The organism is Streptomyces sp. NPDC058751 (assembly GCF_042746485.1).
In the GTDB taxonomy this organism is placed as follows: domain Bacteria; phylum Actinomycetota; class Actinomycetes; order Streptomycetales; family Streptomycetaceae; genus Streptomyces.
Genome location: NZ_JBHYPZ010000051.1, coordinates 11,875 through 35,177 on the forward strand (window position 1 = coordinate 11,875; position 23,303 = coordinate 35,177).

At 73.9% G+C, this 23,303-nt stretch carries 22 protein-coding genes and 2 pseudogenes; 9 read left to right on the forward strand and 15 right to left on the reverse strand.

Annotated elements, in window-relative coordinates; all coding sequences use genetic code 11:
* Positions 1-10 precede the first annotated feature (10 nt).
* Positions 11-1,291, reverse strand: coding sequence for an ABC transporter substrate-binding protein (locus ACFW6B_RS34705; protein WP_386602580.1), 1,281 nt, complete (start codon positions 1,289-1,291; stop codon positions 11-13).
* Positions 1,292-1,297: 6 nt separating this feature from the next.
* Positions 1,298-1,843, reverse strand: coding sequence for a hypothetical protein (locus tag ACFW6B_RS34710; RefSeq protein ID WP_386602582.1), 546 nt, complete (start codon positions 1,841-1,843; stop codon positions 1,298-1,300).
* Between the two features lie 122 nt (positions 1,844-1,965).
* On the opposite strand from ACFW6B_RS34710, the pseudogene ACFW6B_RS34715 reads away from it, so the two are divergent.
* The 3 genes and pseudogenes from ACFW6B_RS34715 to ACFW6B_RS34725 form a co-directional block, all read left to right on the forward strand.
* Positions 1,966-2,433 (forward strand): annotated as a pseudogene (locus tag ACFW6B_RS34715) (hypothetical protein); the annotation flags it as partial.
* A 116-nt stretch (positions 2,434-2,549) separates the two neighbouring features.
* A complete protein-coding gene (locus ACFW6B_RS34720; RefSeq protein WP_386602584.1) occupies positions 2,550-5,732 on the forward strand; it encodes an ATP-binding cassette domain-containing protein in 3,183 nt (1,060 codons plus the stop codon).
* A complete protein-coding gene (locus ACFW6B_RS34725; RefSeq protein ID WP_386602586.1) occupies positions 5,729-6,475 on the forward strand; it encodes an ATP-binding cassette domain-containing protein in 747 nt (248 codons plus the stop codon). Before ACFW6B_RS34720 ends, ACFW6B_RS34725 begins: the two co-directional genes overlap by 4 nt.
* Positions 6,476-6,509: 34 nt before the next feature.
* Here the strand turns inward: ACFW6B_RS34725 and ACFW6B_RS34730 are convergent.
* Positions 6,510-7,043: pseudogene (locus ACFW6B_RS34730) on the reverse strand (transglycosylase family protein); the annotation flags it as partial.
* A gap of 192 nt (positions 7,044-7,235) precedes the next feature.
* On the reverse strand, positions 7,236-7,940 hold the full coding sequence (locus ACFW6B_RS34735; protein WP_386602588.1) for a transglycosylase family protein: 705 nt from the start codon (positions 7,938-7,940) through the stop codon (positions 7,236-7,238).
* Between the two features lie 535 nt (positions 7,941-8,475).
* On the opposite strand from ACFW6B_RS34735, the gene ACFW6B_RS34740 reads away from it, so the two are divergent.
* Complete coding sequence (locus ACFW6B_RS34740; RefSeq protein ID WP_386602590.1) at positions 8,476-9,249, forward strand: hypothetical protein; 774 nt, start codon at positions 8,476-8,478, stop codon at positions 9,247-9,249.
* 268 nt (positions 9,250-9,517) lie between these two features.
* Positions 9,518-9,859 carry a hypothetical protein gene (locus ACFW6B_RS34745; RefSeq protein ID WP_386602592.1) on the forward strand — a complete coding sequence of 114 codons (342 nt, stop codon included), beginning with the start codon at positions 9,518-9,520 and terminating at the stop codon, positions 9,857-9,859.
* Between the two features lie 77 nt (positions 9,860-9,936).
* On the opposite strand, the gene der is transcribed toward ACFW6B_RS34745, so the two are convergent.
* The 5 genes from der to aroH all read right to left on the reverse strand — a co-directional run bounded on the left by der (position 9,937) and on the right by aroH (position 14,437).
* The gene (gene der, locus ACFW6B_RS34750; RefSeq protein ID WP_386602594.1) at positions 9,937-11,415 is read right to left on the reverse strand and encodes a ribosome biogenesis GTPase Der; all 1,479 of its coding nucleotides are present in this window, start codon (positions 11,413-11,415) and stop codon (positions 9,937-9,939) included.
* A 77-nt stretch (positions 11,416-11,492) separates the two neighbouring features.
* The gene (locus ACFW6B_RS34755) at positions 11,493-12,206 is read right to left on the reverse strand and encodes a lysophospholipid acyltransferase family protein (protein WP_386602596.1); all 714 of its coding nucleotides are present in this window, start codon (positions 12,204-12,206) and stop codon (positions 11,493-11,495) included.
* Complete coding sequence (gene cmk / locus ACFW6B_RS34760; RefSeq protein ID WP_386602597.1) at positions 12,164-12,859, reverse strand: (d)CMP kinase; 696 nt, start codon at positions 12,857-12,859, stop codon at positions 12,164-12,166. Before cmk ends, ACFW6B_RS34755 begins: the two co-directional genes overlap by 43 nt.
* 133 nt (positions 12,860-12,992) lie before the next feature.
* The gene (locus ACFW6B_RS34765) at positions 12,993-14,078 is read right to left on the reverse strand and encodes a prephenate dehydrogenase (RefSeq protein WP_386602599.1); all 1,086 of its coding nucleotides are present in this window, start codon (positions 14,076-14,078) and stop codon (positions 12,993-12,995) included.
* Positions 14,075-14,437, reverse strand: a complete 363-nt coding sequence (gene aroH / locus ACFW6B_RS34770) for a chorismate mutase (RefSeq protein WP_386602601.1) — start codon at positions 14,435-14,437, stop codon at positions 14,075-14,077. The genes ACFW6B_RS34765 and aroH overlap by 4 nt, the downstream gene beginning before the upstream one ends.
* Before the next feature lie 256 nt (positions 14,438-14,693).
* Here aroH and ACFW6B_RS34775 point away from each other — a divergent pair, with 256 nt between their 5' ends.
* The 4 genes from ACFW6B_RS34775 to ACFW6B_RS34790 are packed head-to-tail and all read left to right on the forward strand — an operon-like array spanning position 14,694 to position 17,217.
* Positions 14,694-15,371, forward strand: a complete 678-nt coding sequence (locus tag ACFW6B_RS34775; RefSeq protein ID WP_386602603.1) for a hypothetical protein — start codon at positions 14,694-14,696, stop codon at positions 15,369-15,371.
* Between the two features lie 25 nt (positions 15,372-15,396).
* Positions 15,397-15,981, forward strand: a complete 585-nt coding sequence (locus ACFW6B_RS34780) for a DUF6529 family protein (RefSeq protein WP_386602605.1) — start codon at positions 15,397-15,399, stop codon at positions 15,979-15,981.
* A complete protein-coding gene (locus tag ACFW6B_RS34785) occupies positions 15,978-16,388 on the forward strand; it encodes a Rieske (2Fe-2S) protein (RefSeq protein ID WP_386602608.1) in 411 nt (136 codons plus the stop codon). Before ACFW6B_RS34780 ends, ACFW6B_RS34785 begins: the two co-directional genes overlap by 4 nt.
* A gap of 22 nt (positions 16,389-16,410) precedes the next feature.
* A complete protein-coding gene (locus ACFW6B_RS34790) occupies positions 16,411-17,217 on the forward strand; it encodes a DNA polymerase beta superfamily protein (RefSeq protein WP_386602610.1) in 807 nt (268 codons plus the stop codon).
* Here the strand turns inward: ACFW6B_RS34790 and ACFW6B_RS34795 are convergent.
* The 6 genes from ACFW6B_RS34795 to ACFW6B_RS34820 form a co-directional block, all read right to left on the reverse strand.
* On the reverse strand, positions 17,185-17,982 hold the full coding sequence (locus tag ACFW6B_RS34795; protein ID WP_386602612.1) for a DNA polymerase beta superfamily protein: 798 nt from the start codon (positions 17,980-17,982) through the stop codon (positions 17,185-17,187). The genes ACFW6B_RS34790 and ACFW6B_RS34795 overlap by 33 nt on opposite strands.
* A 3-nt stretch (positions 17,983-17,985) precedes the next feature.
* Positions 17,986-19,008 (reverse strand): ADP-ribosylglycohydrolase family protein, encoded by a 1,023-nt coding sequence (locus ACFW6B_RS34800; protein ID WP_386602614.1) that lies wholly within the window; start codon positions 19,006-19,008, stop codon positions 17,986-17,988.
* A 10-nt stretch (positions 19,009-19,018) separates the two neighbouring features.
* The gene (locus ACFW6B_RS34805; protein WP_386602616.1) at positions 19,019-19,813 is read right to left on the reverse strand and encodes an NUDIX domain-containing protein; all 795 of its coding nucleotides are present in this window, start codon (positions 19,811-19,813) and stop codon (positions 19,019-19,021) included.
* Positions 19,814-19,967: 154 nt separating this feature from the next.
* Complete coding sequence (locus ACFW6B_RS34810) at positions 19,968-21,191, reverse strand: pseudouridine synthase (RefSeq protein ID WP_386602618.1); 1,224 nt, start codon at positions 21,189-21,191, stop codon at positions 19,968-19,970.
* Positions 21,191-21,847, reverse strand: a complete 657-nt coding sequence (gene scpB / locus ACFW6B_RS34815; protein WP_386602620.1) for an SMC-Scp complex subunit ScpB — start codon at positions 21,845-21,847, stop codon at positions 21,191-21,193. The genes ACFW6B_RS34810 and scpB overlap by 1 nt, the downstream gene beginning before the upstream one ends.
* On the reverse strand, positions 21,844-23,286 hold the full coding sequence (locus ACFW6B_RS34820; RefSeq protein WP_386602622.1) for a segregation/condensation protein A: 1,443 nt from the start codon (positions 23,284-23,286) through the stop codon (positions 21,844-21,846). The genes scpB and ACFW6B_RS34820 overlap by 4 nt, the downstream gene beginning before the upstream one ends.
* Between the last annotated feature and the right edge of the window lie 17 nt (positions 23,287-23,303).

The following is a 23,303-nucleotide window of genomic DNA, read 5'->3' on the forward strand; positions in this document are numbered from 1 at the left end:
GGACGGTCCCTCATGGACGGTAGGCGATCTGCGGTACGTCGAAGCAGTTCGTGTTCATGTCGCCCTGGGTGACCCAGCCCCTGCCGTCGCTCCAGCGGGCCACCGAGAGGCACGTCCGGCGCGTTCTCGGCGGCTCGGCCAGCCGCTCGTACGTGACGGGGATCAGCAGCCCGCCCGCCGTGTAGGGCCCGCCCCGGTCCATGAAGGCGTCGACGCACTCCCGGGTGACGCCCGTGCGCGCGCAGGACTTCGCCGCGTCCGTGAACCAGCGTGCCGCCGCCCACCCCTCCAGCTGCCACTGGGAGTGGGCCGGCAGTCCCTCGGTCGCGTCGCGGAACTCCCGTACGGCGCTGTCGCCGGTGTCCTCGTAGTTGCGGCTCGCGCCCGTGGCCCACAGCGCGTTGCGGCAGTGCGGCGCGTCCTTGTAGTCCTCGGGCACGGTGGAGGTCCAGTTCTGGACGTTGGTCACCTTGGCGGTGACCCGGGCGCCGACGTCGTCCATGGCCTTGCACAGCAGGGCGTTGCCGTGGGTGTCGAGGGCGTCGAGGACGAGGTCCGCGCCCTGCGCCTTCAGGTCGGCCGCGGCGGCGCGGAAGTCGGGCAGCGCGAAGTCGACCTGTTCGGTGACGACCCGGTAGCCCTCGGCCCTGAGCCCCTTGGCGACCAGCCGGGCGTAGGCGGCGGAGGCGGACTGGTTGTAGGAGACGACGGCGGCCGTGCGGGCGCCGTGGACGCGCTTGAAGTAGCGGTAGACCTCGGTGCCGCCGTACAGCTCGCCGTCCCAGCCGGGCGTGCCGTGGCGCGGCGCGAGGCTGCCGTAGATCCCGTACAGGTGCGGATAGGTGTCGTAGGCGGCGCCGATGGGCTGGCCGCCGATGTCGGGCACGCCCGCGCGGGACACCTGGGAGGCGCCCGCGTAGTCGAGCGCGGTCGTGGCGACGAGGGCGACGACCTTGTCGTGGTCGATCAGCCGGCGCACGCAGGCGCTGTTGCCGACGCCGCTGCCGCCGTCGTCGCACAGCCGCACCTCGACCCGCCGTCCGCCGATGCCGCCCCGGGCGTCGAGCCGGTCGAACCAGGCTTTCGCCCCGTCACGCGGTCCGGTGAAGGCGGCGGCACCGACGGGGCTGGTGACGCTGCTGATGACGCCGACGCGGATCGGCGCGGCGGATCCCCGGGGTGCGGGCGTGGCGCGGTTCTCGAAGTCGCTCTCGGGGAGCCGGCTGCCGCAGGCCGTGCCGAGCAGGAGCAGCAGGACCGCGACGGCGGCGCCGGCCGCTGTACGCCGCACCGCGGGTCAGCAGCCCGGGACGGGACTCGACGACCCGTTGCCGCTGAGCTGCACCAGCGCGCAGAGCGTCTTGGTGGAGACCTTCCAGGTGCCGTTCTGCTCGACGGCCGTCCCGGAGGCGTTCGGCAGGGCGGTGGCGCCCTGGAGGAGGAGCGTGTAGGTCACGTTCGCCTCGGTCGGCGAGGTGAACTCGATCTTCTGCACGTTCGCCTTCACCTGCTGACCGCGCTGGTCGCCGTTGAAGCCCTGCAGCACCGGGGCCATCTGCTCGCCGTTCTCCAGGACGGCCTGCTTCTCCTCCGCGGAGACGGCCGGGTCGAAGAACTTCTCCCAGTTCTGCTTGATCTCCTGCTGGGCCGCCACCGGGTCGGCCGGCACCGTGGCGGTGGGCCGCACGCCGGTGGACTGTTCCGCCGGAGGCGTGGGCGACGCGGAACCCCCGCCGCCGCCGTCGTCGTCGCTGCACGCCGTGAGGACCGCGGCGAGGACGAGGACCGCCGCCGCCACCGCTCCCCCGACGTTCCCCCGCCTGAGTTCGCTCCCGAGAACCATCTGGCTCACCACCGGGTGTCGGTCCGGGCCAAAAGCGCCCGGTGCTTTCAGGGTCGGCTTCCAGAAGGCATAGTGCAAGCCATCGGCCGGCACGGACAGATACCCGACGTGTGGGAGTCCTGATGCGGACAGTTCGACCGCGCGGCGCGCACCCCGCCCTGTGGGCCGGCTGGGCCGCGCTGGCCGCCGGGGCGGTGCTGTGCGTCATCGGCTGGTACGGCGTCTCGGGCGAGCGGTACGCGGAACGTCAGCTGCCCTACCTCGCCTCCTGCACGGTGCCCGGCGCCGCGCTGATCGTCTCCGGCGCGGTGCTGATCGCCCAGGGCAGGAACGCCTCGGCGGCGGCGCGCGTCGAGGAGCTGTACGGGCTGCTGGTGGCGGCCGGGTCCGCGGAGGACGGGGAGCCGGGGCCGGCGGCCGCGCCCGTGGCCGTCAGCGGTGACCTCCTCATGGTGCCCGGCGGCACCCTGTACCACCGGGCGGACTGCCCGCTGGTCGCCGGGAAGCCGGAGGCCGTGCCGGCCGACTCGCGCGTCCTGGCGGGCGGGGACCTGGGTCCGTGCCCGATCTGCGAGCCCGACGCCGAGGACGCCCCCTCCGCCGGCGGGCCGCCCTCCTCCTCCGCCGGGCCGCCCATCGCCGAGCGGCCCTTCCCTCCCGACCGCCCGTCCGGCCCGGAGCGCCCGTCCACAGGTCCGGACGACTGATGTCCCCGCTCGTGTCCCCACTGACGTCCCAGCTGACGTCCCCGCTCGTCTCCCCGGCGACGTCCTCCCTGACGTACGACCTCACCCTGGCCGGTCTGTCGATCGGCGGTGCCGCCGCGCTCACCGGGATCGGGCTGATCGTCACCTACCGCGCCACCGGCGTGCTCAACTTCGCGCACGGAGCGATCGCGATGGTGTGCGCGTATCTGCTGCGTCAGTTCACGGTCGAGTGGGGCTGGCCGCTCGCGCTCGGCGCCTCGGTGACCCTGCTGCTGGTGGCCCCGGCGATCGGCATGGCCCTGGAGCGCTTTGTGTTCCGACCGCTGGCCCTGCTCGGCGGCGACCCGGCGCAGACCCTGGTCGCGAGCATCGGGGTGTTCGTCCTGCTGGTGGGCGGGGCGGCGCTCGTGTGGGGCACCGGTGCGCGGGCGGACGCGCCGACGCTGGTGTCGGCGGATCCGTGGGGGCAGCTCGCGGTGGCCGTCGCGCTGGCCGCGGGGGTGGGCGCGGTGACCCGCTGGACCCGCTTCGGCACGGAGCTGCGGGCGATCGTCGACGACCGCCCGCTCGCGGTGCTCGGCGGTGTCGACGCGGACCGGGTGGCCGCGGCGGGCTGGGCCTTCGGCTCGTTCACGGCGGGTCTGACGGGCGTGCTCCTCGCGCCGTACGTGCGGCTCGACCCGTACGGCCTGCCGCTGCTCGTCATCGAGGTGATGGCGGTCGCGGTGGCGGCCCGGATGCGCAGTCTCCCCGTGGCGATCGTGGTCGCGCTCGGCATCGGTGTCGCCCAGAGCCAGCTGACCCGGCTGCACCCCTCGGGCTGGGCGGAGCCGCTGCTCCGGGCCGTGGGCGCCAACCTCTTCGTGGTCGCGCTGCTCGTCGCCGCGCTCGTACTGCCCGGCATCGGCACCCGTGACGCGCTCCCGCGTCCGGCGACGGTCCGTGTGCCGACGCCGCCGGGAGCCTGGGCCGTGGCCGTCGTGCTGTTCCTGCTGCCGCTGGGCTTCGCGGGCTCGGACCTGCACACGTCGGTGCAGGTGCCCGCGCTCGGCGTCGTCCTGCTGTCGCTGGTCGTGGTCACCGGCCGCGGCGGCCAGATCTCGCTGGGGCAGGCCGCGTACGCCGGTCTGGGCGCCCTCTTCACGGCGCTGCTGGCCGCGGGGCGGTTCCCGGGGCTGCCCGCGCTGCCCGAACTGGCCGCGCTGGCCGTGGCCGTGATCCTGGTGGCCCCGCTCGGTGTGCTGACCGGCCGGCCGGCCATCAGGCGGCACGGCCTGGCGCTCGCGGTGGCCACCTTCGCGGTGGGCGTGGGCGTCAGCCGGTTCGTCTTCGCTCAGCCGTACGCGGTGGACGGTCTGTCCCTGGACCGGCCGGCCGGATTCGGCGGGGACCGCGCGTACTACGTCCTCGAACTCGTCCTGCTGGCCGCCGCCCTGCTCGCCGCGCACACCCTGCGCAGGGGCCGGACCGGCCGTGCCCTGGCCGCCATGCGGGACCACGAGGCGGGCGCGTCGGCGGCGGGCGTCCGCGTGCCGGCGCTGAAACTGACCGCGTTCGTCGCGGGGGCCGCGCTGGCGGCGCTGGGCGGCGGCATGCTCGGCATGGGGCTGCGCGCCTTCGACGCCGGCCAGTACGACCCGGTCCGCAGTCTGCTCTGGTTCGCGGCGGTCGTCGTGCTCGGCGCCGACAGCGTCCTCGGCGCGCTCGTCGCCGCCGCCCTGCTGGTCGGGCTCGACGCGGGGGCCCGGGGCGGGGTGGCGGCCGCCCTCGTCGGCCTCCTCGCCGTCCTCGTCGGCCGCTTCCCCGAGGGCCCCTACGAGGCCCTGCGCACGGCGGCGTCCCGCCTCCGCCTCCGTTCCCGTCCCGCCCTGACCCCCCTGGGCGCCCGGGCCCGCCGGCACCTGCTCAGGGCCGACGGGGACCGCCCCGAAGCACGCGGACCTTCGGCGGGCCCGGCGAACGTGCCCGCCGCGGGCGCCGCGACGGCCGGAGTGGCCGGGTCGACCAGGGGAGCCGGGTCAACCGAGGTGTCCGGGCCGGCCCCGGGGACCCCGGTGGCCGGCCCGGGCGGGAAACCCGGGCGCCGCCAAGGTCCCGCGGCACCGGCCGGCACGGGCCCGGGGGCCGGGCCCCGGCCGAGTCCCACCGCACCGGCCGGCACCGCCCGGGAACCCGGACCCCGCCCGGCACCCCCCGCGCGCACCGGCCCGCACCCGGGCCCGGCCGCGCCCGCCGACCGGCGGCGAGGAGCCGGGCAGGATCCGCGGCACGGCACGCCGGACGGCGGCGGCCGGGAGAGCGGGCCCCGCCCGGAACACCCGGCACCCGGCGGCAACGGCCGGAACGGCGGCCCCCACCCGGAACCCGGCGCGACCGTCGCGTCCGGCGGAGGCGGCGACGCGGTACGGACCGGGAACGGCGGCGCGGCCCGAACCGGAGACGGGGGCGCGGCCCGAACCGGAGACGGGGGCGGGGTCCGGACCGGAGGCGGGGGCGCGCCGTTGCTGACCGCCCGTCGGCTCCGCGTCGTCCACGGCGGGTTCACCGCGCTCGACGGGGTCTCCCTCGACGTCCCGCCCGGACGGGTCACCGCGGTCGTGGGACCCAACGGGGCCGGGAAGAGCACCCTCTTCCACTGTCTCGCGGGCACACTGCGCCCCTCGGGCGGACGCGTGCTGCTCGGCGGGCGGGACATCACGCGGCTGACGGCGCACGCCCGCACACGGCTGGGGATCGCGCGGACCTTCCAGCAACTCGCGGTCTTCCCGTCGCTGACCGTCGCCGAGAACGTGCGCGTGGGCGCCGAGCAGGGCCGGGCCGCCGATCCGGGGTCGGTGGAGCGGGCGTTGCGGCTGTTCGGTCTCGACGGGCCGGTGCGGTCGCTGCCCGCGGCGGGGCTGCCGACCGGAACGCTCCGGCGCGTCGAACTGGCCCGGGCGTTCGCCGGGAACCCCCGGGTACTGCTGCTCGACGAGCCGGCGGCCGGTCTCGACACCGCCGAAGTGGCCGCGCTGGCCCGGGTGCTGCGGGCGCTGGCCGCGGACGGCACGGCCCTGCTGGTCGTCGAGCACGACCTCGACCTGGTCGCCGGTCTGGCGCACACCGTCCACGTCATGGCGGCCGGACGGATCGTCACCTCGGGCCCCGCCGACCGTGTCCTGGACACGAGGACCGGCGGATGAGCATCGCCCTGCGCGGCGCGCGCGTACGCTACGGCCCCCTGGAGGCCCTGCACGGCGTGAGCCTGGCCGCCCCGGCGTCCGGCCTCACCGTACTGCTGGGCCGCAACGGCTCCGGCCGTACGACCGTGCTGCGCGCCCTCGCCGGTACCGTGCCGCTGGCGTCCGGTGCCGTCGTCTGGGACGGCGCCGACGTGACGCGCCTGCCCGCGTTCGAGCGGGCCCGGCGCGGGCTCCGCCTGGTCCCCGAACGCCGGGCGGTGTTCGGTTCCCTGACCGTCCGCGAGAACCTGGAACTCGGCGGGGCCGGCCTGCCGGCGGCGCTGGAGGCCTATCCGGAGCTGGCGCCGCTGCTCCCCCGCCGCGCGGGCACCCTCTCCGGCGGGGAGCGGCGCATGCTGGCCCTGGCGCGCGTCCTGGCGGCCCGCGCGCGCGTGGTGCTCGTCGACGAACCCGCGCAGGGCATGTCGCCGGCGGTCGCGGCCCGTACGTACGCGCTGCTGGGCGCTCTCGACGCGTGTGTGGTGATCGCCGAGCAGCGGCTGCCCCCGGGGCTGCGCGAACGGGCGGGCCGGACGACGTACGTGCACGAACTGCGCCGTGGCGCGGTCGTGTTCAGCGGAGAGGCCACGGAGACGGCGGTGCGGAGCGGTGGGCCGCCGGGTTCAGGGGCGGACCGAACAGGCCGGGCACCCCGGTACGGGAGGCGCCCGCCGCCTTCGGGACGACGAGCTTCAGGCCCTTGACCAGCCGGTCGGGGCTGCCGCCGATCTTCTTCTTGTTGGCGTTGTAGAGCGTGCGCCAGCCGCCCGGCACCCGGTGCTTGCGGGCGATCGACGCGAGCGTCTCGCCGGCCTTCACCACGTGGAAGGGGCCCAGGAGTCCGTAGACCCTGGAGCACTCGGGCCAGGCGCCCCAGCCCTGGGAGGCCTGCACCTTCTTGGCGATCGCGATCTGCTGGGCGCGGGTGGCGAGATCGGCACGGGGGGCGTGGTCGAGCCCGCCGAAGCTGATCCAGGTGGGCTGCCAGAACTGGAGCCCGCCGTAGTAGCCGTTCCCGGTGTTGATGTGCCAGCGGCCGCCGCTCTCGCACTCGGCGAGACAGGCCCAGGGCCAGTCGTCGTTCGCGCAGTCGAAGGCCCGCCGGGCGGGCCCGGGGTCCGGGAGCGGCGGCGCCGCGTTCGCGGCGCCGGGAGCTAGGACGGCCAGTGCGGCGGCGGCCACGGCCGCGTACCGCACGCGTCCGCCCGGCGGCCGGACCGAGGTGCGTGCGGTCGGCTGCGTCCGTCTGGTCGGCATGAAGGACATCGGCATCGGGCCACGCTATGCAGGCCGTCCCGCCGCTCCTCCCAGCCCACGCCCGGCACGCCCGGCACCCCACCCGGTCGGAGGACCGGCCCACGCCGGGGGCCTCACCCGGACGGAAGGACCGGCCCACGCCCAGGGCCCCGCCCGGTCGGAAGGACCGGGCGGGGCCTGGTGCCCGGCACGAGGGGGGAGCGTGGCTCAGATCTCGAGCCGCTGGCCGGGCACGATCAGGTCGGGATCACCGCCGATCACGGACCGGTTGGCGGCGTAGATCTTCCGCCAGGTGGTCCCGTGCCGCGCGGCGATGCCGCTCAGGGTGTCGCCTTCGCGGACGGTGTAGTTGCCGCGGGACGAACCGCGGTCGGCGTGGTCCGGTGTACGGGCCGGCGTCCTCGCCGGTTCCCGCTTGGCCGGCACGGACTTCCGCGCCGGCTGGTGCGCCGGCTTCGAGACCGCCTCGGCGTTCGCGGACCCCGTGGTCCGCCCGGACCCGGAGGAGCCCGGCGCGTTCCCGTAGGCGCCGGCGCGGGCCGAGCAGGTGGGCCAGGCGCCCCACCCCTGTGCGTTCTGGACCTTGGTGGCGACGGCTATCTGCGCGCTCTTGGACGCCTTGTCGGCGGTCGGCGCGTACGCCGTGCCTCCGTAGGCGCGCCAGGTGCCGGCGGAGAACTGGAGTCCCCCGTAGTAGCCGTTGCCGGTGTTGATGTGCCAGTTGCCGCCGCTCTCGCACTGGGCGATGCGGTCCCACACTCCGTTGTCGGCCGCGGCGGCGTCACCGGTCGCGGCGAGCAGTCCGAGCGGGGCAAGCAGTGCCGCCCCGGCCAGGACCGCCGTCGTACGTGTCTTGTTCGCCGTACGAGCCTTGTGGCCGTTCTCGTGAGTGCTGTCGGCACATGCGGACATGTATTTCCCTCTCGAAACACCCGGGGTCCCCCAGGAACGGGACGCGGTGACCTGCGCGTAGGACGCGGCCCTCGCGCTCCGACCCGTCCACCGGCGGCGTGCTGTGATCCGAAGCGGATCGGCCGGCGGACGTACCCGAGCGGTGCTCGTTGCACACGGCGGAGGAATCTATGGACCCCGGCGCCCCGATATCAACCAACTCCTTGTCATTCGAGGCCAGTTGGCGGTTACCGCAGGTATCATCGATTTTCGGCCACCCATTTCATTGGGTGATTTCCGGATTTGTCGACCCGTGCACCGAGTGATCTGTGACTTACTTCACCCAGTCAACTTCCTTCGTCTTCCTTGAAGTTGACTGGGAGTGACCAATTCCGGGGGCGCCTTCACCCTGGGCGTCGGATGGTTCGATTCCGTTCGCCGTCGGGCGTGACTCCGGCCACAGATCACCCGTTGACATCTTCATGAGCCGGGAACCCCCGGTCCATGGGCCGGGAGCCGCCCGGCACCGCCACGCACCGCATCCCGAGGAGCCACCGTGCCGCGCATGCTCGACGTCGGCGACGACGTACGCGCCGAGATCGGCGACGAAGAAGCCGACCGGCTGCTCGCCGGAGAGAACGCCCCCGGCAGTTACGACTGCACGTCCTGCCGCACCCCGGGCGACTCGGAACAGGAACGCACCAGCACCGTCCTGTTCATCGGCGACGAGACCGCCGTCCTCGCCTTCGCCCACGCCACCTGCCTGCCCTCGCACGTCGTGCAGGTCACCGAGGAACAACTCCAGGGCGCCGTCCGCTCGATCCACCCCGACGGCGCTCCCGCCCACCCCGTCCCCGAGCAGGCCGTGCTCGGCGTCACCAGCGGACTCGTCCTGATCAACGGCGAGCTGCACCCGGCGCTCGTCGTCGAACCGACCGGGCCGATCGTGCGTCCCGGCTCGACCGACATCGGCGACGACTTCCTGCCCCTGCTGATCGAGCAGGGCTTCATGCCCGCGACCGAGCTGAACGCGGTGCCGCCGGTCCTGTACGGCTGGTCCGTCCTGCTCGCGGCGGGCCAGCTCCACGCCGTGCTCCAGCCGGGCACCGGCGGCGGCTCCCCCGTCGCCTGGTGGCAGGCCCACCAGGCGCTCCAGGTCACCGACAGCTGGCGCGCCGCCGCCAACAAGCTCCAGCAGGTGCTCCTGTTCGCGGCGCCTGTCGGCTCGATCGGCCGTCAGCCCCGGGAGGACCTGCTGCGCGACGCGCTCGACAAGGCCGCGGCCAACGGCAAGCTGGTCGCGGCGGCGATGCCGCTCGCCGGCACCTGAGGGCCCTCGACGGGAAGGGGCGGGGAACCGCGGGCAGGTGGCCGACGCCGGCCGCCGAGGGGTGCCCGCGCGGTTCCCCGCGCCCCCGCGCGCGCCGCTCACTCCGGACGGTCCGCGAAATGACGGTCTCCGGCCGCATCCGTCGGGCCGCGAGGTCGTTGGCACGTACGTGCACACCTACGACGTCCCCGGCCACCGGCCCTTCCAGCCGGTCCCTCCCTCTGGCTCCCCCCTCCGTCCGAGCAGAGAGGTGGAGGCGTCGAGACCGGTGCTGGATTCCCATCAGGGCGGCTCATCGGCCACGCCCATCTACGACGCGCTCTACGCCGAGTGGATCCGGGCGTTCAGGACCCTGCCCGGCGACCGTCACGGCGAGGAGAACCTCGCCTTCAAGGCCTTCGGCATCCTCGGGCGCGGCCCGAACTCGTTCAGCTCGCCGGGCGCGTACAGCTCGTACAGCGCGGGAGCGCAGACCGCCCGGCAGATCGCCGCGCAGCACGGGCAGACCTCGGCCACGACGGCCGCCTGGCAGCCCGGCGCACGCCAGCACGGCACGGGGATGCAGCACATCCCGGCCGCTCTGCCGCCCGCCCCGCGCAGGGGCCTGTGAGCGGCGAGGACCGTGAGCGGTGACGCGTGAGGGGCGGCTCCCTGAGGGAGCCGCCCCTCACGCTTCGCCCGTGGGCGCTACTTCTTCTTGTTGGTGCCGCGCTTCTCGCGCACCCGCACCGAGATGTGGATCGGCGTGCCCTCGAAGCCGAACTCCTCACGCAGCCGGCGCTCGATGAAGCGGCGGTAGCCGGCCTCGATGAAGCCGGAGGCGAAGAGCACGAACCGCGGGGGCTTGGTGCCGGCCTGCGTGCCGAACAGGATGCGGGGCTGCTTGCCGCCGCGGATCGGGTGCGGATGGGCGGCGACCAGTTCGCCGAGGAAGGCGTTCAGACGGCCGGTGGGAACGCGGGTCTCCCAGCCGTCCAGAGCCGCCTCGATCGCCGGGACGAGCTTCTCCATGTGACGGCCGGTGCGGGCCGAGACGTTCACCCGGGGCGCCCAGGCCACCTGGAGGAGCTCGGTCTCGATCTCCCGCTCCAGGTAGTAGCGGCGCTCCTCGTCGAGGGTGTCCCACTTGTTGAAGGCGAGGACGACGGCGCGGCCGGCCTCGACCGCCATGGTGACGATGCGCTGGTCCTGCACCGAGATGGTCTCGGACGCGTCGATCAGGATGACCGCGACCTCGGCCTTCTCGACGGCGGCGGCGGTGCGCAGCGAGGCGTAGTAGTCGGCGCCCTGCTGGAGGTGGACGCGCTTGCGGATGCCCGCCGTGTCGACGAACTTCCAGGTGATGCCGCCGAGTTCGATGAGCTCGTCGACCGGGTCCCGGGTGGTGCCCGCGAGCTCGTTGACGACCACGCGCTCCTCGTTCGCCACCTTGTTCAGCAGCGAGGACTTGCCGACGTTCGGCCGGCCGATGAGGGCGATGCGGCGGGGTCCGCCGACCGCGGTGCCGAAGGTCTGCGCCGGGGCCTCGGGCAGCGCCTCCAGAACGGCGTCGAGCATGTCGCCGGTGCCGCGGCCGTGCAGCGCGGAGACCGGGTGCGGCTCGCCGAGACCGAGGGACCACAGGTACGCGGCGTCGGACTCGCCGCTCATGCCGTCGACCTTGTTGGCGCACAGGACGACGGGCTTGCCGGCCTTGCGGAGAAGGCGTACGACCGCCTCGTCGGTGTCCGTGGCGCCGACCTTGGCGTCGACGACGAAGACGACCGCGTCGGAGGCCTCGATCGCGTACTCGGCCTGGGCGGCGACGGACGCGTCGATGCCGAGGACGTCCTGCTCCCAGCCGCCGGTGTCGACGACCTTGAAGCGGCGCCCCGCCCACTCGGCCTCGTAGGTGACGCGGTCGCGGGTGACCCCGGGCTTGTCCTCGACGACCGCCTCGCGGCGGCCGATGATGCGGTTCACCAGGGTCGACTTGCCGACGTTCGGGCGGCCGACGACGGCGAGGACGGGCAGCGGGCCGTGGCCCGCCTCCTCGATCGCGCCCTCGACGTCCTCGATGTCGAAGCCCTCTTCCGCGGCGAGCTCCATGAACTCCGCGTACTCGGCATCGCCAAGCGCCCCGTGGTCGTGCTCTGCCGAACCGTCGGGCTGGATGTGGTCGTTCATGAAGTCCGTACCTCGTCGTTCATTCGTGGTGATCGGTGGATCGCCCGCAAACCGGGTGATCCACTACTAAGTGTCGCCTAACGCCCGGTGGCGCGCCCGGTGTTTTCCCGGCGTCCGGTCAGGTGTCTGGCGTTGTCCAGATGGGCGCTCAGCTGCTTCTGGATACGGCCGGTGGCCTCGTCCAGCGCCTGTCGGGTGCGCCGGCCGCTGCCGTCGCCCGCTTCGAAGGGGTCGCCGAAGACGACGTCGACCCGGCTGCGCAGCGGGGGCAGCGCCCTGGTCAGCCGGCTGGTCCGCTCGGCACTCCCCAGCACCGCCACCGGGACGATCGGGGCTCCGCTGCGCACCGCGAAGTAGGCGAGTCCGGCCCGCAGCGAGGCGAAGTCGCCCTCGCCCCGGGTGCCCTCGGGGAAGATCCCGAGGACTCCGCCGGCCGCCAGGACGCCGAGGGCGTCGGTGATGGCGGCGCGATCCGCTATCTCCCGGTCGACCTTGAGCTGGCCGATGCCCAGCAGGAACGGGTCGAGCGGGCCGACGAACGCCTCCTTCTTGATCAGGAAGTGCGTGGGCCTGGGCGCGACACCCATGACCATCGGCCCGTCGATGTTGTGCGAGTGGTTCACGGCCAGGATCACCGGGCCGGTCGCCGGGACCTTCCAGGCGCCGAGGACGCGCGGCTTCCACAGCCCGTACATCAGGCCGACGCCGATGCGGCGTCCGATCTCGGCGCCTCTCTCGGAGGGTGCGCTCACGCGGCGGCCCGCTTCTCCTCGACGAGGGTGACGACACACTCGATGACCTGCTGGAGCGTGAGGTCGGAGGTGTCCACCTCGACCGCGTCGTCCGCCTTGGCGAGGGGGGAGGTCTTGCGGCTGGAGTCGGCCGCGTCCCGCTTGACCAGCGCCTCACGGGTCGCGTTGATGTCCGCGCCCTTCAGCTCGCCGCTGCGCCGGGCGGCACGCGCCTCCGGGGAGGCGGTGAGGAAGATCTTCAGGTCGGCGTCGGGCAGCACGGTGGTGCCGATGTCCCGGCCCTCGACGACGATGCCGGCCGGCGCGGACGCGGCGAGGGCGCGCTGCAGCTCGGTGATGCGGGTGCGCACCTCGGGGACGGCGCTGACCGCGCTGACCTTGGAGGTGACCTCCTGCGTACGGATCGGGCCCGCGACATCGGTCCCGTCGACCGTGATGGTCGGCTCGGCCGGGTCGGTGCCGGAGACGATCTCCGGCTTGCCGGCCACGGCGGCGATCGCGGAGGGGTCCGTGATGTCGATGTCGTTGCTGACCATCCACCACGTGATGGCGCGGTACTGGGCCCCGGTGTCCAGGTAGCTCAGGCCGAGCTTGGCGGCCACGGCCTTCGAGGTGCTCGACTTGCCCGTGCCGGAGGGGCCGTCGATGGCGACAATCACAGCCGGAGCGGTACGGGCGGCGCCGTTGTCCACGGTGGGAACACCTTCCTGGTGCGGGGTGGAGGTCTCTGCGGGACGCGAGCGCGCCCCGCACAAGGTTACCGGCCCCGCGGACCCCGTATCACTGGCCCTTCCCGGCACCGGCTCACCGGGAGGGGCCACGGCCCTACTGGCGCAGCGCCCAGCCCCGCTCCCGCAGGGCCGCGCCGAGCACCGGCACCGCCTTGGGTTCGACCATGAGCTGCACCAGACCGGCCTGCTGACCGGTGGCGTGCTCGATGCGTACGTCCTCGATGTTGACCCCGGCCATCCCCGCGTCGGCGAAGATGCGGGCGAGCTGGCCGGGCTGGTCGTCGATGAGGACGGCCACGACCTCGTAGACGCGCGGCGCGGAGCCGTGCTTGCCGGGGACGCGGACCTGGCCCGCGTTGCCGCGGCGCAGGACGTCCTCGATGCCGCCGGCGCCCTCGCGGCGCTTGGCCTCGTCGGAGGACTGCAGGGCGCGCAGGGCCCGGACCGTCTCGTCGAGGTCGGCGGAGACGTCCGCGAGGAGGTCCGCGACGGGGCCCGGGTTCGCGGAGAGGATGTCGATCCACATCCGGGGGTCGGAGGCCGCGATCCGGGTCACGTCACGGATGCCCTGCCCGCAGAGCCGTACCGCCGTCTCCTCCGCGTGCTCCAGGCGCGCGGCGACCATGCTGGACACCAGGTGCGGCATGTGCGAGACGAGCGCCACGGCGCGGTCGTGGGCGTCCGCGTCCATGACGACGGGCACGGCGCGGCAGTGCGACACCAGTTCCAGGGCGAGGTTCAGGACCTCGGTGTCCGTGTCCCGGGTCGGGGTGAGCACCCAGGGCCGGCCCTCGAAGAGGTCGCCGCTCGCGGCGAGCGGGCCGGACTTCTCGCGGCCCGACATGGGGTGCGTGCCGATGTACGGGGTGAGGTCGAGGCCGAGGGCCTCCAGCTCGCGGCGGGGGCCGCCCTTGACGCTGGCGACGTCGAGGTAGCCGCGGGCGAGACCGCGGCTCATGGCGTCCGCGAGGGTCGCGGCGACGTGCGCCGGCGGGGCGGCGACGATCGCGAGGTCGACCGGCCCCTCGGGGGTCTCGTCCGTGCCGGCGCCGAGCGCGGCCGCGGTGCGGGCCTGCTCCGGGTCGTGGTCGGCGAGGTGGACGACGACGCCGCGGGCGGCGAGCGCGAGGGCCGCGGACGTGCCGATCAGCCCGGTTCCGATGACGAGCGCGGTCCTCACTGGGCGATGTCCTTGCGCAGTGCGCCCGCGGCGCCGAGGTAGACGTGCACGACGTCGGCGCGCGGCCGGTCGGACTCGATGTGGGCGAGGACCCGGACGACCCGGGGCATGGCGCCCTCGACGTCCAGTTCCTGCGCGCAGATCAGCGGGACGTCGACGATGCCGAGCTTGCGCGCCGCCGCGGCCGGGAAGTCGCTGTGCAGATCGGGGGTCGCCGTGAACCAGATGCTGATCAGGTCGTCCGTGGTGAGCGCGTTGCGCTCCAGGATGGCGGTGAGCAGTTCGCTGACCTGCTCGTCCATGTGTCCGGCGTCGTCCCGTTCCAGTTGGACGGCGCCCCGGACCGCTCGTACCGCCACGGTGATGCTCCTCGCTGGTCTGTGTGCACGTCGTGTCGCACCAGCGTAGTCAGCCGCTCGCGCGCGGGTGCGCGGCGCCCGCCTGACGAGACGCGGACCACGCGCCGGATCCGGCCCCGGCCGGGCGGCCGACCGAGCCGATGTCACCCGAATCGCCCCATTCCTTCACCCGGGGCGAGAACGCGCCCGTGCGCCTCTGGACGCGGGCGCGCTCGTCCGCTCTCATGGCAGGAGGCCCGCTCCGGGGGAGGACCGGATGAAGAGACCAGGACCCCTTCTCACCCTCTTCGCGGGGCTCGTGTTCGGCGTGTTCCTGCTGGCGCTCAACGCGACGACGGGGACGAAGAACGCGTCGAACCCGTACAAGGAGGCGTCGCCGGCCGACTCGGTGTCGGCCACCGCGCCACCGGCCTCCGCCTCACCGTCGCCCTCGCGGCCGTCGAGTCCGTCGGCGTCCCGCAGCGCCGTGCCCAACGCCGACTACGCGGGCCGCACCGACGACGACTCCTCGGCGGTCGCGGTCTCCGTGCGGGGCGGCAGGGCGATCGCCTACTTCTGCGACGGGCACGACAAGGAGTCCTGGCTGAAGGGCGACGTCGAGGACGACGGCACGATGAAGCTCACGGGCAGCCACGGCGACGAGCTGAACGGCACCCTCCAGGACGACGAGCTGATCCGCGGCACCGCCGACGTCGGCGGGCAGCGGTACACGTTCACCGCCGACAGGGCCGTCAAGCCCTCCGGTCTGTACCGGGCGACCGCCACCGTGCGCGGCGCGAAGATCGACGGCGGCTGGATCGTGCTGCCCGGCGGAGCGCAGGTCGGCGTCGTCGAGCGCGACGGCACGCCTTCGGCGGCACCCGAGATCGACCCGGAGACCGGCGCCGTGACGATCGACGGCCAGAAGATCATCGCCCGCCCCGTCACCCCCTGACCGCCTCTTCCGCAGGGAGCCGTCCATGACCGTGGACCCGAACGCCGCCACCCAGGGCTTCCCCTCGCCGCCGCCCGAGCGCGGCCGCCCGGGCGCGGCCCGCTACCTCGTCCCGGCCCTGGTCGCCGCGGCCGTCGCGGTGGCCCTCGGTGTCTACGGCAAGGTCCACGACCCGGCGGGAACGGCGTTCAACCTCGCCGGCTTCAGCAGCACGGGGGCGGTGAAGTCCTGGCTGGCGACGACGGCGTTCCTCTTCGCCCTCGTCCAGCTCGTCTCGGCGCTCATGCTGTACGGGAAGCTGCCGGGCCCGTCCTGGTCGGCGACGCTGCACCGCTGGTCGGGGCGTGTCGCGTTCCTGGTGGCGGTGCCGGTCGCGGTGCACTGCCTGTACGCGTTGGGCTATCAGACGTACAGCGCGCGCGTTGCGTGGCACTCGTTCCTCGGGTGCTTCTTCTTCGGTGCCTTCAGTGCCAAGATGCTGCTGCTCCGCTCGGAGCGCCTGCCCGGCTGGCTGCTGCCCCTCGTCGGCGGCCTCGTCTTCGCCGTGCTCACCGCCCTCTGGATCACGTCCGCCTTCTGGTTCTTCCGTACGTTCGGAGTGACGACATGACCCACCGCCCGGCACGGCGCACGGTGATCCTCGCGACGGGCGCGTCCGCGCTGCTCGCGGGGTGCAGCCAGTACGACGACGGCGACGGTTCCTCGGACGCGTCGCCGAAGGCGTCCAGCGGGCAGCGGCTCGCCTCGACCGGCGACATCCCGGTCGGCGGGGGCACCGTCTTCAAGGAACAGAAGATCGTGGTCACCCAGCCGGCGAAGGGCGACTTCAAGGCCTTCTCGGCGGTCTGCACGCACCAGGGGTGCCTGGTGGACAAGGTGGCGAGCGGCACGATCGACTGCCCGTGCCACGGCAGCAGGTTCGGTGTCGAGGACGGGGCGGTGAAGGCCGGTCCCGCGACGCGTCCGCTGCCCGCCGAGAAGATCACGGTGCAGGGAGACTCGATCCGGCTGGCGTGAGAGGGGCCGTACGCTCCTGGACATGCGCTCCGAGCCCCCCGCACCCCAGGCAGCCCCGGCACACACCGCCTCCCCGGCACCGGCGGTGTCGCCCCCGCCGTCCGCACCGCCCGCGCCGGCGGTCCCGGCGGACGGGATCGCACTGGTGCGGGACCACACGATCTACTCCTGTGTGATGGGGTCACGCGCCTTCGGGCTGGCCACGGAGGGCAGCGACACGGACCTCCGGGGCGTCTTCCTCGCCCCGACCGCGCTGTTCTGGCGCTTCCAAAAGCCGCCGACGCACGTCGAGGGCCCGGCGCCGGAGCAGTTCGGCTGGGAACTGGAGCGGTTCTGCGAGCTCGCGCTGCGCGCCAACCCGAACATCCTGGAGTGCCTGCACTCCCCGCTCGTCGAGTACGTGGACGACACCGGCCGCGAACTCCTCGCCCTGCGGCAGGCCTTCCTCTCCCGTCAGGCGCACGAGACGTTCACCCGCTACGCCCTGGGCCAGCGCAAGAAGCTGGAGGCCGACGTCCGCACGCACGGCGCCCCGCGCTGGAAGCACGCCATGCACCTGCTGCGCCTGCTGACGAGCTCGCGCGACCTGCTGCGCACCGGGTCCCTGACGATCGACGTCGGGGAGCAGCGCGAGCCGCTGCTCGCGGTGAAGCGGGGCGAGGTGTCCTGGGACGAGGTCGAGCGCCGGATGCTCCGGCTGGCTGCGGAGACCGACGAGGCGGCCGCCCGCAGCCCGCTGCCGCCCGAGCCGGACCACGCGCGCGTGGAGGACTTCCTGGTCCGGACCCGCCGGGCCTCAGCGCTCCGGGACGCCGACGACGGCCGGTGATCCCGCCCCGGCCCCCTCCAGCCGGACCCTGACGACGAAGGCGTGCAGCTCGTCGTGCACGGAGGGGGCGTCCGGCAGTTCCGAGGTCTCCTGCGCCTCGTCGAGCAGGACGTGCAACCGCTCCACGTCCTCCTCCACGCGTGCGCGCGGGATGTCCGCAGGCCCGTGCTCGCGCTCCGCCTTCGCGGCGATCAGGTCCGGGAGATACGCGGGGGAGGCGATTTGTCCGGCCAGCGCGGGCAGATCGGCCAGCACCTCGCCGCTGCGCATGAGGTGGATGCCGGTCAGCAGCACACGGAACGTGTAGAGCAGCGGCTTGAGTTCACCGGTCTTCTCGAAGAGCCGCCACTGCGTGCCCGCGAACCCGCGGTAGTGGTGGGCGTGGTGACGGGTGAGGGCCCCGGGGGCGAACGAGACCAGCTCCCGGTGTTCGTCGCTCGTGTGCACGACCAGCGGCGACAGGAGCTGCTCCAGCACGTAGCCGTTGCGCCGCAGCATGAGCCGTACGAACTTGCGCAGGTCGTGGGTGACCAGGTCCATCTCGGTCCCGTCCCGGAACCACATGCGGGACCGGGTCTCCTCCGGCTCGGTCAGCCCGACGAGGTCGGCCGTCGGCAGCAGATGGACACCGCGCAGATCGACGTCGGAGTCGCGGGAGGGGAAGCCGTACAGGTGCGCCCCGGAGACGGTGGCGAAGAGCACGGGGTCGGGCTGCTCGGCCACCACGCTCGCGAGGTCGGCACCGGGGCCGAGGACGTCGGTCATGGCTCAATCATCCCAGAGCGCCCCCAGCGACATGAGGTCGCCGTGGTACTCGATGCGGTCGGCCCAGTCGGCCGGCCAGGCGTCCGAGCCGTGGTGGGCGCCCGCGAACGCTCCGGTCAGACAGGCGATGGAGTCGGAGTCGCCCGAGGTGCAGGCGGCCCGGCGCAGCGCGGTGACGGGTTCGTCGGCGAACATCAGGAAGCACAGCAGCCCGGTGGCGAACGCCTCCTCGGCGATCCAGCCCGCGCCGGTGGCCAGGCAGGGGTCGTCCTCGGGCGAGGCCGTGCGCACGGCCCGGCGGAGGTTCTCCAGGACGGCGATGCACTCGTCCCAGCCGCGGGAGATGTAGTGCTCGGGGGTGGCGTCGTGGGTGAAGGTCCACAGGTCGCCGAGCCAGCGGGAGTGGTAGCGGTGCCGGTTCTCGTGCGCGTACGAGAGCAGCAGGCCGATCAGTTCCGCGGGCCGGGTGCCCTGGGAGAGCAGCCGGACGGTGTGCGCGGTGAGGTCCGAGGCGGCGAGCGCGGTGGGGTGGCCGTGGGTCAGGGCGGCCTGGAGCTGGGCGGCGCCCGCGCGCTGTTCGTCGCTGAGTCCGCGGGCGAGGCCGACGGGCGCGACGCGCATGTTGGCGCCGCAGCCCTTGGATCCGGTCTGGCTGGCCTCCTGCCAGCGGCGCTTCCCGTCCTTGAGGAGGTCGCAGGCGACCAGGCAGGTGCGGCCGGGGGCCCGGTTGTTCTCGGGCGACTGGTACCAGTCGACGAACTCCTCGCGGACCGGGCGTTCCATCCGCAGCGGGCCGAGCAGCCCGCGGTCCATGGCGGTGCGCAGTCCGCCCGCGAGCGCCAGGGTCATCTGGGTGTCGTCGGTGACGATCGCGGGGGTGGGCAGCGCCATCTGCCGCCAGGGGCCGCACTTGTCGAGAATGGCGGGCACGGTGCTGAACTCGGTGGGGAACCCGAGCGCGTCGCCGAGGGCCAGACCGATGAGGGAACCGGTGGCGGCGCGTTTGGTCAGGGTCGTGCTGGTCATCGGGCCGTCCTTACGGGGTGGGACGCAGCAGGGGCGGGTGCAGGACCTTGGCGCCGCCCGCGCGGTAGAGGGCGGCGGGTTTGCCGCGGCCGCCGGTGAGGCGTGCGGCGCCGGGGACCTGTTCGACGAATCCGGGCGTGGTGAGGACCTTGCGCCGGAAGTTGGGCCGGTCGAGCGTGGTGCCCCACACCGTCTCGTAGACGTGCTGCAGCTCGCCGAGGGTGAACTCGGGCGGACAGAAGGACGTGGCGAGGCAGGTGTACTCCAGCTTGGCGCCCACGCGTTCGTGGGCGTCGGCGAGGATCCGGTCGTGGTCGAAGGCGAGCGGGCCGCGGTCCTCGTACGGCAGCCACCGGGCCTGCGCCGCGTCGCCGCCGCCGTGCGGTTCGGGAGGGTCGGGCAGCAGTGCGGCGAACGCGACGGAGACGACCCTCATGCGGGGGTCGCGGTCGGGTTCGCTGTAGGTGCGCAGCTGCTCCAGGTGGAGTCCCGAGAGGTCCGACAGGCCGGTCTCCTCGGCGAGTTCGCGCCGGGCCGCCGCCTCGGCGGACTCGCGGGGCAGCACGAAGCCGCCGGGCAGGGCCCAGTGGCCGGCGTACGGTTCCTGGCCGCGCTCGACCAGGAGGACCTGGAGCGCGCCGGCGCGCACGGTCAGGACTGCCAGGTCGACGGTGACGGCGAAGGGCTCGAAGGCGTATTTGTCGTACCCCTCGGGTGCCGCGCCCCCGGGGGCCCGGTCCTCTCCTGCCTCCACCCCACGCCCCTTCTCCACGGCCGTCTTCACGCCCGCCTCACGACCACTCATTATGGTCACCTTGACCATGGTCGTTACGACCATAAAGGGAGCGCGGGGTGCCAACAAGGCTTTCGGCCGGGGAGGTTGCCGCCGGAGGGACGGAAAACGGACCGGCCGGCCCCGGAGGAGTTCCGGGACCGGCCGTCGCAGGGGCTCGTGGAGGTCAGAGGCCGACCTCGGCCATGAGCATGCCGACCTCGGTGTTCGACAGGCGGCGCAGCCAGCCCGACTTCTGGTCTCCCAGGGTGATCGGGCCGAAGGCGACGCGCACCAGCTTGTCGACCGGGAACCCGGCCTCGGCGAGCATGCGGCGCACGATGTGCTTGCGGCCCTCGTGCAGGGTCACCTCGACGAGGTAGTTCTTGCCGGTCTGCTCGACGACACGGAAGTGGTCCGCCTTCGCGTACCCGTCCTCCAGCTGGATGCCGTCCTTGAGCCGCTTGCCCAGGTCGCGCGGGATCGGGCCCACGATGTGCGCGAGGTAGACCTTCTTCACGCCGTACTTGGGGTGGGTCAGCCGGTGCGCCAGCTCGCCGTGGTTGGTGAGCAGGATGACGCCCTCGGTCTCGGTGTCGAGCCGGCCCACGTGGAAGAGCCGCGTCTCGCGGTTCGTCACGTAGTCGCCGAGGCACTGGCGGCCCTCGTTGTCCTCCATCGTGGAGACGACACCGGCCGGCTTGTTCAGCGAGAAGAACTGGTACGACTGCGTCGCGACGGTCAGACCGTCGACCTTGATCTCGTCCTTGTCGGTGTCGACGCGCAGGCCCTGCTCCAGCACGATCTGCCCGTTGACCTCGACCCTGGCCTGCTCGACCAGTTCCTCGCAGGCCCGCCGGGATCCGTAGCCCGCGCGCGCGAGCACCTTCTGCAGGCGCTCGCCCTCCTGCTCGGCGCCCGGGAACGTCTTGGGCAGCTTGACCTCCGGCTTGCCCGCGTACCGGTCGCGGTTGCGCTCCTCGGCCCGGGTCTCGTACTCGCGCGAGCGGGCGGGCTCGGTCCGGCCGCCGCGCTGCTGGCCCTGCCGGGGGCCGCCCTTGGCACCGCCGCGCGCGGAGGCTCCGCGGCCGGACTTGGGGCCGGCCTGCGAGGCGCCGGGGCCTACGTCGTAGAGGCGCTCCTCGGGACGGGGCTTGCTGGGACGCTTCGGCCGGTCGTCACGGCCCGCGCCCGAACCCGCCGCCGAGCTCCTCGGCTGGAAGCCGCCGCCCGTACCGCGCGAGCCGCCGCCGCTTCCGCCGCGCGGGCCGCCCCCGCTTCCGCCGCGCGAGCCACCGCCCCCGCCGGTCCCGCGGGGCGCGCCGCCGCCGCGCGAACCGCCGCTCCCGCCGGTTCCGCGCGGCTTGCCGCTCCCGCTGTTCCTGCCACTGCCGCTGCCACTGCTTCGCATCAAAGTTCCGTCGTCGTCGTGTCGTCTGCGTCTGCATCCGGTGCGTCCGGATCGAACGACGGGACCCCTTCCAGCGTCTCTGCCTCGATCGCGTCCGCCTCGGGGAGGAAGGGCGCGAGCTCCGGGAGCTCGTCCAGGCCGCGCAGGCCCATTCGCTCCAGGAAGTAGTTCGTCGTCGTGTACAGGATCGCACCTGTTTCGGGTTCCGTGCCCGCCTCCTCGACCAGACCGCGCTGGAGGAGGGTCCGCATCACGCCGTCGCAGTTGACTCCGCGGACCGCCGAGACCCGGGACCGGCTGACCGGCTGGCGGTAGGCGACGACGGCCAGCGTCTCCAGGGCCGCCTGGGTGAGCCGGGCCTGCTGGCCGTCCAGGACGAAGCGCTCGACGGCGCTCGCGTACGCGGGACGCGCGTAGAAGCGCCAGCCGCCCGCGATCAGCCTGAGCTCGAATCCGCGGCCCTGGACGGTGTATTCGTCGGCCAGGGCGCGCAGCGCGTCCGCGACCTGCCGTCTGGGCCGCTCCAGGATCCTGGCGAGGTGTTCCTCGGTGGCCGGCTCGTCCACGACCATCAGGACCGCCTCCAGGGCGGCCCCGAGTTCGAGGTCGGCGACGGCGGTCCGTCCCGCGGGGGTGCCGGTGGTCTCCTCGCTCACGTCTTCTCCTTCCGGGTCCCGCGCCGCGCCCCGTCGTCCGCCGCGTCCGCCGGCCGGTCGAACTCGTCGGTCACCCGCGGCCCCTCCTCGCCCTCCCCGCCCGTCCAGCGCACCATGAGGTCCCCGAGGGCCTCCTCCTGGTCCAGAGCGACGGCCTTCTCCCGGTAGAGCTCCAGCAGGGCCAGGAAGCGGGCGACCACGGTGAGGGTGTCGCCGGTGTCCTGCACGAGCGAGCGGAAGCTCGCCTCGCCGAGTTCCCGCAGCCGCGCCACGACGATCCCGGCCTGTTCCCGCACGCTGACGAGCGGCGCGTGGATGTGGTCGACGTACACCTGGGGCTCGGGCCTGGGCTGCATCGCCTTCACGGCGAGCCGCGCGAGGCCCTCCGGCCCGATGCTGATGACGACCTCGGGCAGCAGTTCGGCGTACTGCGCCTCCAGGCCGACGGTACGGGGGTGGCGGCGGGCCTCTTCCTCCAGGCGCGCGTTGAAGATGTCCGCGATCTGTTTGTACGCGCGGTACTGGAGCAGCCTCGCGAACAGCAGGTCCCGGGCCTCCAGCAGGGCGAGGTCGGCCTCGTCCTCGACCTCGGCGGCCGGCAGCAGCCGGGCCGCCTTCAGGTCGAGCAGGGTCGCCGCGACGACCAGGAACTCGGTCGTCCGGTCGAGGTCCCAGTCCGGGCCCATCGCCCGGATGTGCGCCATGAACTCGTCGGTGACCTTGGAGAGCGCCACTTCGGTGACGTCGAGCTTGTGCTTGGAGATGAGCTGGAGCAGCAGGTCGAAGGGACCCTCGAAGTTCGAGAGCCGCACCTTGAAGACACCGTCCCCGGCGTCCGCCTCGGAACCACGGCCGTCCGCCCCACCGGGTACGGCTTCCTCGCCGCCCACGGGGACCGGCCCGGCGCCCGCACCGTCCGTCCCGGACTTCGGGGCTTTCCTCGCGCTCTTCCCGGGCACCCCCGGCGCCCGGGGCGACACGGGTGCCGTCGGCCGCCCGGCGGGCTCCTGTCGCGGCTCCGTGACCGCCGTGGGGGCCGGGGGCGCCTCGGTCGTCTCGCCGGCCGCCTGTCGCCCGCCGGGCGCCTCCGGCGTCGCGGAGCGCTCCGCGGGGCCTCCAGGCGCTTCGGAGGGCTCGGCCGGTGTTCCGGTCCCGCGGCGCCTCCCGGCGCCCTCCCGCGGCGCTCGGGGCGCCTCCCCGGGGGCCTTCGGTGGCTCGGCCGACGGTTCGGCGGCCGGACCGGGCGGTGGCGCGGTGGCCGGAGCGGACGGCGCTTCAGCGGCCGGTCCCGGCGGCGGGGCGGGCGCAGGGCCCGGCGGCGGGGCGGGCGGGGCACCGGGTGGGGCCTCGGCCGGTCCCGGTGCGGTGCCGGGACCGTGCCCCAGCGCACGCCGACGGCCGCCGGAGGCGGCTGACGGGGGCGGGACGTTCGCGGTCATAGCCGTCGAAGGCTACC